At 40.5% G+C, this 12,477-nt stretch carries 7 protein-coding genes, 3 tRNA genes and 3 rRNA genes; 3 read left to right on the top strand and 10 right to left on the bottom strand.

Going from position 1 to position 12,477, the window contains the following annotated elements; all coding sequences use genetic code 11:
- Positions 1-51 precede the first annotated feature (51 nt).
- The 9 genes from yqeH to DQM95_RS02285 all read right to left on the bottom strand — a co-directional run bounded on the left by yqeH (position 52) and on the right by DQM95_RS02285 (position 7,836).
- The gene (gene yqeH, locus DQM95_RS02325; RefSeq protein ID WP_037592478.1) at positions 52-1,170 is read right to left on the bottom strand and encodes a ribosome biogenesis GTPase YqeH; all 1,119 of its coding nucleotides are present in this window, start codon (positions 1,168-1,170) and stop codon (positions 52-54) included.
- The gene (locus tag DQM95_RS02320) at positions 1,170-1,697 is read right to left on the bottom strand and encodes a YqeG family HAD IIIA-type phosphatase (RefSeq protein ID WP_037592480.1); all 528 of its coding nucleotides are present in this window, start codon (positions 1,695-1,697) and stop codon (positions 1,170-1,172) included. The genes yqeH and DQM95_RS02320 overlap by 1 nt, the downstream gene beginning before the upstream one ends.
- Positions 1,698-1,930: 233 nt before the next feature.
- The gene (locus DQM95_RS02315) at positions 1,931-2,419 is read right to left on the bottom strand and encodes a sigma-70 RNA polymerase sigma factor region 4 domain-containing protein (protein ID WP_012657889.1); all 489 of its coding nucleotides are present in this window, start codon (positions 2,417-2,419) and stop codon (positions 1,931-1,933) included.
- Positions 2,420-2,506: 87 nt separating this feature from the next.
- Positions 2,507-2,580 (bottom strand) — tRNA-Arg (locus DQM95_RS02310).
- Between the two features lie 69 nt (positions 2,581-2,649).
- A tRNA-Asn gene (locus DQM95_RS02305) sits at positions 2,650-2,723 on the bottom strand.
- 5 nt (positions 2,724-2,728) lie between these two features.
- Positions 2,729-2,844, bottom strand: a 5S ribosomal RNA gene (gene rrf / locus DQM95_RS02300).
- A gap of 202 nt (positions 2,845-3,046) precedes the next feature.
- Positions 3,047-5,947, bottom strand: a 23S ribosomal RNA gene (locus DQM95_RS02295).
- 194 nt (positions 5,948-6,141) lie between these two features.
- Positions 6,142-6,214, bottom strand: a tRNA-Ala gene (locus tag DQM95_RS02290).
- Between the two features lie 73 nt (positions 6,215-6,287).
- Positions 6,288-7,836 (bottom strand): 16S ribosomal RNA (locus DQM95_RS02285).
- Together the 16S, 23S and 5S rRNA genes with 3 tRNA genes alongside form the textbook arrangement of a ribosomal RNA operon.
- A 379-nt stretch (positions 7,837-8,215) precedes the next feature.
- Here DQM95_RS02285 and pbp3 (DQM95_RS02280) point away from each other — a divergent pair.
- From pbp3 (DQM95_RS02280) to DQM95_RS02270, 3 genes are all read left to right on the top strand, one after another.
- Positions 8,216-9,463, top strand: a complete 1,248-nt coding sequence (pbp3, locus tag DQM95_RS02280) for a D-alanyl-D-alanine carboxypeptidase PBP3 (RefSeq protein WP_037593525.1) — start codon at positions 8,216-8,218, stop codon at positions 9,461-9,463.
- A 68-nt stretch (positions 9,464-9,531) separates the two neighbouring features.
- A complete protein-coding gene (gene pbp3, locus DQM95_RS02275; RefSeq protein WP_037593527.1) occupies positions 9,532-10,734 on the top strand; it encodes a D-alanyl-D-alanine carboxypeptidase PBP3 in 1,203 nt (400 codons plus the stop codon).
- 92 nt (positions 10,735-10,826) lie between these two features.
- The gene (locus DQM95_RS02270) at positions 10,827-12,008 is read left to right on the top strand and encodes a D-alanyl-D-alanine carboxypeptidase family protein (RefSeq protein WP_037593529.1); all 1,182 of its coding nucleotides are present in this window, start codon (positions 10,827-10,829) and stop codon (positions 12,006-12,008) included.
- 113 nt (positions 12,009-12,121) lie between these two features.
- Here the strand turns inward: DQM95_RS02270 and DQM95_RS02265 are convergent, their stop codons facing one another.
- Entirely contained in the window at positions 12,122-12,403 is a 282-nt protein-coding gene (locus DQM95_RS02265) for an LPXTG cell wall anchor domain-containing protein (protein WP_037593531.1), read from the bottom strand.
- Positions 12,404-12,477: the final 74 nt, after the last annotated feature.

The following is a 12,477-nucleotide window of genomic DNA, read 5'->3' as shown; positions in this document are numbered from 1 at the left end:
CTATTCCTTTTTAATCCTATAATATTTCCTTATAAGTTGTCTTATAGACTTTTAAATGATGGCTTTACGTGTTAAAACAGCAACTCCTTCCGGAGCCCAAGCTGTAATTTTTACAGGCTTATCTTCACTACCATTAATACGTATCCAACCCAGACCAGAGAAAACTAAATCCATCTTTGAATTGATTGTAAAGTCAAAGGACGAAAGTTTTGGAAATGATTCTTTATCAATATGATTAGGTGGTAACAATAAGCTACCTAAGTGCTTTTGATAAAAATCACTGGCACCTTCAAGTTTTGTTCTATGAATCTTAAGATTATTATCAAAATAAGCTGTAAAACCTTGTTTTTCCCCACTTACAAAATCAAAACGACCAAGACCACCTAAAAATAGTGTTTGTTCAGGATTTAATTGATAAGTCTTTGGTTTAATTTCTTTTTTAGGACTGACATACTTAAGATCCTTATCCGATAAATAATGTGCCATTTGGTGTCTATGAATAATTCCAGGTGTATCAAAAATAAAGGAACCATCATCCAATGGAATTTCAATCTTATCTAAGGTTGTACCCGGAAAACGAGATGTTGTAATAATATCTTTGTCACCGGTTATTTCCTGAATAATAGCATTAATTAGAGTTGATTTTCCAACGTTTGTCACTCCTACAACGTATACATCTCTTCCTTTACGTAATTGATCAATACGACTAATAAGCTCTTTTATAGCATATTTATTCTGAGCACTAGTCAAAAAGACATCCACTGGTCGTAACCCCTCTTCATGGGCACGTTCTATGAGCCACTGAGTAACCTTACTATCTTTAACAGATTTCGGTAAGATATCTTTTTTATTTCCAACTAAGAGCACGTCATTTCCTGCAACAAATCTTGAAAGACCAGGTATGATTGAACCGTTAAAATCAAAAATATCAACAACATTGACAACCAGTGCATCACTATCACCGACTTCATGAAGAAGTTTTAAAAACTCATCATCAGTTATATGGACGTCTGTAATTTCATTATAATGACGAAGTCTAAAACAACGTTGGCAATATAACTCACCAGACTCTAATCCTTTTTCTAGCGCTGCTTTAGGCGTAAAGCCAGCTAAGTTTTTATCTTCAGTTTGAATTCTGATTCCACAACCGATACAAAATAATTCTTCCATTAAATTCCTTTTTGGTATGTTAATTTACCATACTTTTTTTCTAGTTTTGAAAAAACTCGTTTTTCTCTAAAACGATTAATTTTCGTATTCCATGCATCAGACTTGACCAATGGTTTTACGAGAACCGACTTAATTCCTGCTCGATGACTTGCTCTGATATCAGTCATTAGTTGGTCACCAACCATGATCACTTCACTACGATCAAAACCATAACGCTCAATTGCAATATTAATACCACGAGCAAATGGTTTCATAGCTCTACTTATAAAATCAACACCAAAACGCGATACTGCTCTTTCTACCCTTTTATAATTGTTGTTGGAAACAACAACAACAGATATATCTGCAATTGTCATTTCATCTAACCAGGCTCTCACTTCAGGAGTTCCATCAGGATTATTCCAAGCAATTAATGTATTATCTAAATCAACAAATACTGCTGTAATTCCATGTCTAAGTAAATCATCAGCTCTTAAATCGTATACTGCTTCGACCATAAAGGTCGGCCTATAATCGTCAATACTCATTTTATCTCCAAAAAAATTATTACCTCTTATTATATCATATTTTATATATAATTTTAAGATATTTCCAACACAGTCTAGGATACTTATTTAAGCCATTTTTTGTGAAAGAAACCCTTGTATCGCCTTAAAGTAAGTGGATTAGAGATAATCATTCAGTGTGACATTTATAACATTAAGAAAATGAACTGTACTTAAAATTTTCAACTATTGATAGAAATTGAGTTAAAAAATTACTATAAATTATCCTGGAAATCAACAAAAAAAGGTTTTAACTTCCGTAATAGTTTTTTACGGCCTGAAAATCTTTTATTACTAAACAACGCTTGAATCTGATTCATTTCGTTTTCGGAAAGTTTGGGAGTTAGGTGGTTCAAAATGGTATGGAAGGCAACTATATCATCGAGTTTTAAACCATCCTCTGCAATTTTATGTGATACATCCCCAATTTCATCATATGGCAATCTGTTAAATCTCCTCTTAGCACTTTCTTGGTACCTTAAAGTATCTTTAATATGTGATGTAAACTTTGTTTTAAAATAGCATAGTAGTTTCATTCTATTATCTGCTAAGTCAGGATTATCCTCCATTAGATGATGTAAAATAATCCGGCCTTCTTGTAACCAATCATCTCTATCCCATAATTGTATATAAAAACTTCTTTTCAATTTCAAAATAATTGGTAATACTTGTTCAAAACAGTTTTCAAAATCATGATTAAACATTTCTTTCCTCTTTCAATAATAATTATCGCTATTATAGAAAAAAGGAAAGAAAAAGAACATGACACAAATGTCATGTTCTTTTTTTGATGCACCCTAGAGGAGTCGAACCTCTAACCGCCTGATTCGTAGTCAGGTACTCTATCCAGTTGAGCTAAGGGTGCTTACCTAATAATAGTATAACACGTTACTATCCTTAAATCAAAAAAGATAGGAGACCCTATCTTTAAAGACTCCGCCAGTAGGACTCGAACCTACGACATCATGATTAACAGTCATGCGCTACTACCAACTGAGCTATGGCGGATAAAAGCTAAGCAACTTCCGTATCTAACAGGGGGCAACCCCCAACTACTTCAGGCGTTCTAGGGCTTAACTACTGTGTTCGGCATGGGTACAGGTGTATCTCCTAGGCTATCGTCACTTAACTTTTCGGTTGGTCTCTAATTGTATTCGAACTAAAATCTTAGTGAAAAAGATAAACTTCCTTGTGTCTTGCGACACAGCGTCTGTTTCCTATTTTCTTACAGATTTCTTTACGTTCTCATTACTTAAGCTAACCCACTCAAAATTGAATATCTATATCTTATCAAGAAGTTGACCTCATTGTCAATAAACTTTTTATCTTTTTCGGATAAGTCCTCGAGCTATTAGTATTAGTCCGCTACATGTATCACTACACTTCCACTTCTAACCTATCTACCTGATCATCTCTCAGGGCTCTTACTGATATAAAATCATGGGAAATCTCATCTTGAGGGGGGCTTCGCACTTAGATGCTTTCAGCGCTTATCCCTTCCCTACATAGCTACCCAGCGATGCCTTTGGCAAGACAACTGGTACACCAGCGGTAAGTCCACTCTGGTCCTCTCGTACTAGGAGCAGATCCTCTCAAATTTCCTACGCCCGCGACGGATAGGGACCGAACTGTCTCACGACGTTCTGAACCCAGCTCGCGTGCCGCTTTAATGGGCGAACAGCCCAACCCTTGGGACCGACTACAGCCCCAGGATGCGACGAGCCGACATCGAGGTGCCAAACCTCCCCGTCGATGTGAACTCTTGGGGGAGATAAGCCTGTTATCCCCAGGGTAGCTTTTATCCGTTGAGCGATGGCCCTTCCATGCGGAACCACCGGATCACTAAGCCCGACTTTCGTCCCTGCTCGAGTTGTTGCTCTCGCAGTCAAGCTCCCTTATACCTTTACACTCTGCGAATGATTTCCAACCATTCTGAGGGAACCTTTGGGCGCCTCCGTTACCTTTTAGGAGGCGACCGCCCCAGTCAAACTGCCCGTCAGACACTGTCTCCGATAGGGATCACCTATCCGGGTTAGAGTAGCCATAACACAAGGGTAGTATCCCAACAACGCCTCAAACGAAACTGGCGTCCCGTTCTCGATGGCTCCTACCTATCCTGTACATGTGGTACAGATACTCAATATCAAACTGCAGTAAAGCTCCATGGGGTCTTTCCGTCCTGTCGCGGGTAACCTGCATCTTCACAGGTACTAAAATTTCACCGAGTCTCTCGTTGAGACAGTGCCCAAATCATTACGCCTTTCGTGCGGGTCGGAACTTACCCGACAAGGAATTTCGCTACCTTAGGACCGTTATAGTTACGGCCGCCGTTTACTGGGGCTTCAATTCATACCTTCGCTTACGCTAAGCACTCCTCTTAACCTTCCAGCACCGGGCAGGCGTCACCCCCTATACATCATCTTACGATTTAGCAGAGAGCTGTGTTTTTGATAAACAGTTGCTTGGGCCTATTCACTGCGGCTGTCATCGCTGACAGCACCCCTTCTCCCGAAGTTACGGGGTCATTTTGCCGAGTTCCTTAACGAGAGTTCTCTCGATCACCTGAGGCTACTCGCCTCGACTACCTGTGTCGGTTTGCGGTACGGGTAGTATGTATTTAAACGCTAGAAGCTTTTCTTGGCAGTGTGACATCACTAACTTCGCTACTTATTTTCGCTCCCCATCACAGCTCAATGTTATAGAGATAAGCATTTTACTCATCTCACACCTCACTGCTTAGACGTGCACTTCCAGTCGCACGCTTTAGTTAGCCTTCTGCGTCCCTCCATCACTATACATACTAGTACAGGAATATCAACCTGTTGGCCATCGGATACACCCTTCGGTCTCTCCTTAGGTCCCGACTAACCCAGGGCGGACGAGCCTTCCCCTGGAAACCTTAGTCTTACGGTGGACAGGATTCTCACCTGTCTTGCGCTACTCATACCGGCATTCTCACTTCTATGCGTTCCAGCACTCCTCACGGTATACCTTCTTCACACATAGAACGCTCTCCTACCATCCCCTAAGGGATCCACAGCTTCGGTAAATTGTTTTAGCCCCGGTACATTTTCGGCGCAGGGTCACTCGACTAGTGAGCTATTACGCACTCTTTGAATGAATAGCTGCTTCTAAGCTAACATCCTAGTTGTCTGTGCAACCCCACATCCTTTTCCACTTAACAATTATTTTGGGACCTTAGCTGGTGGTCTGGGCTGTTTCCCTTTCGACTACGGATCTTAGCACTCGCAGTCTGACTGCCGATTATATCTACTTGGCATTCGGAGTTTATCTGAGATTGGTAATCCGGGATGGACCCCTCACCCAAACAGTGCTCTACCTCCAAGAGACTTAACATCGACGCTAGCCCTAAAGCTATTTCGGAGAGAACCAGCTATCTCCAAGTTCGTTTGGAATTTCTCCGCTACCCACAAGTCATCCAAGCACTTTTCAACGTGCCCTGGTTCGGTCCTCCAGTGCGTTTTACCACACCTTCAACCTGCTCATGGGTAGGTCACATGGTTTCGGGTCTACAACATGATACTATGACGCCCTATTAAGACTCGGTTTCCCTACGGCTCCGTCTCTTCAACTTAACCTCGCATCATATCGTAACTCGCCGGTTCATTCTACAAAAGGCACGCTCTCACCCATTAACGGGCTCGAACTTGTTGTAGGCACACGGTTTCAGGTTCTATTTCACTCCCCTCCCGGGGTGCTTTTCACCTTTCCCTCACGGTACTGGTTCACTATCGGTCACTAGAGAGTATTTAGGGTTGGGAGATGGTCCTCCCAGATTCCGACGAGATTTCGCGTGTCTCGCCGTACTCAGGATACTGCTAGGGCTAAAGTCAATTTTAAATACGAGGCTGTTACTCTCTTTGGCTTACCTTCCCAGGTAATTCTTCTATTAACTTTATGTCCCACTTCGCAGTCCTACAACCCCGAGGAGTAAACTCCTCGGTTTGCCCTCCTGCCGTTTCGCTCGCCGCTACTAAGGCAATCGCGTTTGCTTTCTCTTCCTGCAGCTACTTAGATGTTTCAGTTCACTGCGTCTTCCTTCTCATGACCTTAACAGTCATGGATGACATGCATTACATGCCGGGTTCCCCCATTCGGACATCTCTGGATCAGCGCTTACTTACAGCTCCCCAAAGCATTTCGTCGTTAGTCACGTCCTTCTTCGGCTTCTAGTGCCAAGGCATCCACCGTGCGCCCTTATTAACTTAACCTTATTTCCAGTCCTTAGACCTTCTTGATTTTTTTTAATATGTTCGCGTTTATCTTTTTTTCGGTTTATTTCTTGTTACTTTTCTACAATCATTTTCATGATCGTGGAATTTGATATAGATATTCAATTTTCAATGGACTATACTAAGATACAATGAAACTTCACTTCTATTAAGGTCAGTTGAACTGTATCCTATGGAGCCTAGCGGGATCGAACCGCTGACCTCCTGCGTGCAAAGCAGGCGCTCTCCCAGCTGAGCTAAGGCCCCACAGTTTGTCTCTGCGTCTTGCAAGACCTCTCAAAACTAAATAAGACTTAACCAACGTGTTCCTTATCCTTAGAAAGGAGGTGATCCAGCCGCACCTTCCGATACGGCTACCTTGTTACGACTTCACCCCAATCATCTATCCCACCTTAGGCGGCTGGCTCCTAAAAGGTTACCTCACCGACTTCGGGTGTTACAAACTCTCGTGGTGTGACGGGCGGTGTGTACAAGGCCCGGGAACGTATTCACCGCGGCGTGCTGATCCGCGATTACTAGCGATTCCGACTTCATGTAGGCGAGTTGCAGCCTACAATCCGAACTGAGATTGGCTTTAAGAGATTAGCTTGCCGTCACCGGCTTGCGACTCGTTGTACCAACCATTGTAGCACGTGTGTAGCCCAGGTCATAAGGGGCATGATGATTTGACGTCATCCCCACCTTCCTCCGGTTTATTACCGGCAGTCTCGCTAGAGTGCCCAACTTAATGATGGCAACTAACAATAGGGGTTGCGCTCGTTGCGGGACTTAACCCAACATCTCACGACACGAGCTGACGACAACCATGCACCACCTGTCACCGATGTACCGAAGTAAAGCTCTATCTCTAGAGCGGGCATCGGGATGTCAAGACCTGGTAAGGTTCTTCGCGTTGCTTCGAATTAAACCACATGCTCCACCGCTTGTGCGGGCCCCCGTCAATTCCTTTGAGTTTCAACCTTGCGGTCGTACTCCCCAGGCGGAGTGCTTAATGCGTTAGCTCCGGCACTAAGCCCCGGAAAGGGCCTAACACCTAGCACTCATCGTTTACGGCGTGGACTACCAGGGTATCTAATCCTGTTTGCTCCCCACGCTTTCGAGCCTCAGCGTCAGTTACAGACCAGAGAGCCGCTTTCGCCACCGGTGTTCCTCCATATATCTACGCATTTCACCGCTACACATGGAATTCCACTCTCCCCTTCTGCACTCAAGTTTGACAGTTTCCAAAGCGAACTATGGTTAAGCCACAGCCTTTAACTTCAGACTTATCAAACCGCCTGCGCTCGCTTTACGCCCAATAAATCCGGACAACGCTCGGGACCTACGTATTACCGCGGCTGCTGGCACGTAGTTAGCCGTCCCTTTCTGGTTAGTTACCGTCACGTAATGGATTTTCCACTCCCATTACCGTTCTTCTCTAACAACAGAGCTTTACGATCCGAAAACCTTCTTCACTCACGCGGCGTTGCTCGGTCAGGGTTCCCCCCATTGCCGAAGATTCCCTACTGCTGCCTCCCGTAGGAGTCTGGGCCGTGTCTCAGTCCCAGTGTGGCCGATCACCCTCTCAGGTCGGCTATGTATCGTCGCCTTGGTAAGCCGTTACCTTACCAACTAGCTAATACAACGCAGGTCCATCTCATAGTGAAGCATTTGCCCCTTTTAAATAGGGTACATGTGTACCCTATTGTCATGCGGTATTAGCTATCGTTTCCAATAGTTATCCCCCGCTATGAGGTAGGTTACCTACGCGTTACTCACCCGTTCGCAACTCCTTAGACCAGTGCAAGCACCAGTCCTCAGCGTTCTACTTGCATGTATTAGGCACGCCGCCAGCGTTCGTCCTGAGCCAGGATCAAACTCTCATTTTAGTTTGAACTTACTCGTTCGTTTCTGTCGCTGACAGATTTATTGTGTTTCTTAATTGACAGGTAATATGCGCTAACATATCACCCTCACGTTTGGTTTCTTTGTCTTATTCAGTTCTCAAAGGTCTTTGGTCTCTTACGAGACAACTATTATATTCTATCAGGTCACGAGCCGTTTGTCAATAGATTTTTTCTTTTTTTATTTCTTTTTTATCCATCAACTTGCGCTTTCTGACAGCTTTATTAGTATACCCACTTCTCTTTCTATTGTCAATAGACTTTTTTAAATTTTTTAAAAGACATGATTTACTTTGGTTTTAGGTAACATTACTTGTTTATGTTATAATGAACTGGAAATGAACTAACTAAGGAAAGTAATCTGATGAAAAAAATGCTATTACTATGTTTTATTTTTCTAATACTTTTTCCGATTAACTTTGTTAATGCGGACTCCACTGAAGACTTTCATGTCAAGGCTAAAAGTGCAATTGCTTTTGATGTTTCAACCGGGAAGGTTCTTTACCAAAAAAATGAAAAAGAAGTTCTCCCTGTTGCCTCATTGAGCAAGGTATTAACGACTTATTTGGTATACAAAGAAGTTAAATCCGGAAAACTATCCTGGGATACTCCAGTTACTATCTCAAATTATCCTTACGAATTAACAACCAATTATTCTATAAGTAATGTACCACTCGATGCTCGTCAGTATACTGTGAAAGAGCTTTTAAACGCGGTATTAGTAACAAACGCTAATAGCGCGGCAATTGCCTTAGCTGAAAAAATCAGTGGTACTGAACCTCGATTTGTCGATTTAATGACTAAGCAATTAAAAGAATGGGGTATAAAAGATGCTAAGCTAGTAAATGCAACTGGATTATCAAATGCTATATTAGGAGATCACATTTACCCTCACTCAACATCCGACGATGAAAATCAAATGAGCGCTTTAGATTTAGCGATTGTTAGCAATCATTTGTTAAGTGAATTTCCTGAAGTCCTCAAACAAACTCAGAAAGCATCTGCCACATTTTCTAACCAAAAAATCTTTTCATACAACTATATGTTGAAAGGAATGCCGAACTATCGAGACGGAGTGAATGGTCTTTTTGTTGCTTACTCGGAGAAAAGCGGAGCTTCATTTCTTGCGAGTAGCACAGAAAATAACATGTCCGTGGTGACAGTTGTTCTTAATGCTGAGCAAAGCAATGAGGAAGAATTAGGGCATTTCAGAGAAACAAATACCCTGTTAAATTATATTTCAAACCATTTTGAGCCTGTTATTTTATTAGAAAAAGGCAAAAAGGTTCCAAAAACAAAACTTAACTTATTGGATGGGAAACAAAAATCTGTTAATTTAATTGCCAAAAAAAACCTAATTGGGATTCGCAAAATTGGTAGCCAAGACGGTGATAGTGTGACAATTGATAATAAGAATAAGCGCACTTTTGCGCCTGTAAAAAGAAATGAAGCATTAGCAAGAGCTAGTTTTAATGACAAAGAAATCATTGGAACTGGATATTTAGACAAAACACCAACTATCTCTTTAGGCGCAGCTAAAGATGTGCAAAAGAGTTTCTTTTTAAAGGTTTGGTGGAATCATTTTGTCAACTATGTCAATACTAAATTGTAACTGTTAGGATAGGTTTTTACTTGTCCTCTTTTTTTGACCATTAAGTTTTTACTTGATAGAATAGAACCATGAAAAAAACGATTCTTTCTACTATAATACTAGGTCTTTTCCTCTGGACACCTTCGACTCTTGTTCTTGCTCAAGAAAAATTGGTTATTAATGCTAAGCAAGCTATTGCTGTTGAATGTGAAACTGGTAAAATTTTATACCAAAAAGAGGCTAATCAAAAAGCTCCCATTGCGTCTTTGACAAAAATATTAACGGTTTACCTCACCTTAAAAGAGATTAAAAATGGGAAGATTAGTTGGGATACTCCTGTAAAAATGTCTGACTATGCAAAGGAACTTGCAAATAATCCTGATGTGAGTAACCCAAGCCTCTATAAGGATACCTTTACGGTTAAAGAATTGATCGATTCAAGTATGGTCGTAAGTTCTAATAGCGCAGCCATTTCTCTTGCTGAAACAATTGCTGGATCCGAACCACAGTTTGTCGATATGATGAAAAAACAACTGCAAACTTGGGGGATACAAGACTATCAATTAGTGAATGCATCTGGTCTCAACAATAGTATGCTAAACGGGCACCTTTACCCCAAGTCAAAACCAAACGATGAAAATCAACTAAGTGCTAAAAATTTGGCGATTGTTGCTAGCCATCTCATTTCAGAATTTCCTGAAATACTCGCGATTAGTTCGCAATCACAGCTTTATTGGGGAAATGATGTTTTGCAAAACTCCAATCATTTGCTCCCTGGTTTAAGTATGGGGAGATTGGGAGTTGATGGTTTGAAAACGGGGACAACAGGTCGTGCGGGGCAAACCTATATCGGTACTGCTGTTCAGGATAATATGAGGGTTATTGTTGTCATCCTTCATGCCAATAATGCTGAACAAGATTCAGAGGCTCGCTTTGTTGAGGCCAATAAATTATTTGATTTTGCTTTTCAAAATTTTCAATCAATAACTATTCCCAAAGCTAAGCCTTACGCAACAAAATTAGCTATCATTGATGGTAAGAAAAAAAAGGTAGCCTTTATCAGCCATAAGGATTTCACTATTGTTCAACCTAAAAATGATGATTCCATCAATTACAAAGTCATACAAGAAAAATCAAAAACAAAAGCTCCGATTGAGAAAGATGAAAAACTTGGTCGTATTCAGTTCATTGATTCTTCGGACTATTTAAAGAAAAAACCAAGTGTTGCCATTTTTTCATTTGAAACTGTTAAAAAATTATCACTTTTTGAAAAATGGTTTCGCTTTAACTAATTCCATTCTATGGCAATAATATTAAAAAAAGCTTTGCTTTGTATTAGTTTAATGATATAATAATCATAAAATTTTACAAGGAGCTTTTTTCTGTGATCAAAAAAATCCTATTATTTCTTTCCATTTTTGCCGTGACTATCAGTACTATTCCCGTCATAGCTAATGAAAAGGATTCTGACGATATTATGACCATTACGCGTAAAGCTGGTTATTCTGTTAAAGAGATAAACAAACCTAAATCGTCTATCGTCATTGATGCAAAGAATGGTGATATTCTTTGGGAGGACAACATTAATGAACATAGAGATCCTGCAAGTATGTCTAAATTGTTTACCCTTTATCTTTTATTTGAAGATTTATCAAAAGGGAAACTTTCTTTAGAGACAACAATTACTGCCACCGACCGTGATCAAGCTATTAGTGGCATCTATGAAATTAGCAATAATAAGATTATTTCTGGCGTTGAATACCCGATTAAAGATTTGATTTTTATGACTGCTGTTCCTTCTTCTAATGCCGCAACTGTCATGATTGCAAATTATTTGTCAAATAATGATGCATCTGCTTTCATTGATCGAATAAACCAAAAAGCACGAGAATTAGGAATGCATGACACCTTTTTTTCTAATGCCAGTGGGGCTGCAGCCGAGGCTTTTAAGGGACTCTATAATCCCGACAAGTATGATTTATCTGCTCCCAACCAAACAAGTGCTCACGATTTAGCAATTCTGACATATCATTTTTTGAAGGAATATCCTGAAATTGTCACCTATACGAATCAACGGATTGTAAAAACTATGGTTGGGACACCTTATGAAGAGGAATTTACAACCTATAATTATTCCTTGCCGGGTGACCGTTATGGGATGACGGGGGTTGATGGACTAAAAACAGGTTCTAGTCCAAGTGGAGCATTTAATGCTATTGTCACAACGAAAAGAAATCAGAAACGTCTTATCACCATTGTAATGGGAGTTGGCGATTGGTCAGATCAGGATGGTGAATATTATAGACATCCCTTTATCAACGCTCTAACAGAGAAAGCTTTCTCTGACTTGAAACAAAAAAATAACATACCATATTCGAACTTATTCCATGAAAAAAAGCAAACTAGTTCTGGAAGACCATCCGCCAAAAAAAGTCAACACGAACAGGGACAAAGTTTTTTTCACAAATTCGAAAGATTTGTTGATCGAAATCACTCCTTTATATTTATCGGACTTGCCATTTTTATTGTACTTGTCCTCATTTTAAGTCTCCTTGCCATTCATTAACTATAATCAAAAACCACCAAAAATTTTTGGTGGTTTTTTTGTCATAAAAAAAGCTAGAAGACTGTTGTCTTCTAGCTTAAAAACGAACGGAATTTAAATAAGGAAATTATTTTTTACTTTTCATCACGTTTTTTACCTGCTAATCCAAGGGCTGCAAGGATTGCAAGTGCTGCACTACCATACAAACCATTGTTTTCAGCTTGTCCTGTATGTGGAAGTTCTGCTGCTGTTTGACTTGCCACTGGTTTTGCTGATGATGATTGGCTGCTTGATTGTGTTGTTGATTGTGATAATGATTCTGAAGAACTATTGCTTCCTGGTGTTGGTTGTTCAACTTTAACGAATCCTGAGTCGATGGTTGAATTATCTGAACCATCAACTGTTACTTTAACCACTTGTCCGTCTGAATCCTTAATTAATGAGGAAAACTGACGTTTTCCGTATCCACCACTTCAGTTGGTAAAATTTG

It is taken from the genome of Streptococcus uberis (assembly GCF_900475595.1).
Lineage (GTDB): Bacteria > Bacillota > Bacilli > Lactobacillales > Streptococcaceae > Streptococcus > Streptococcus uberis.
Note: the sequence above shows the minus strand (reverse complement) of the source record. Positions and strands in the feature narration are given on the sequence as shown.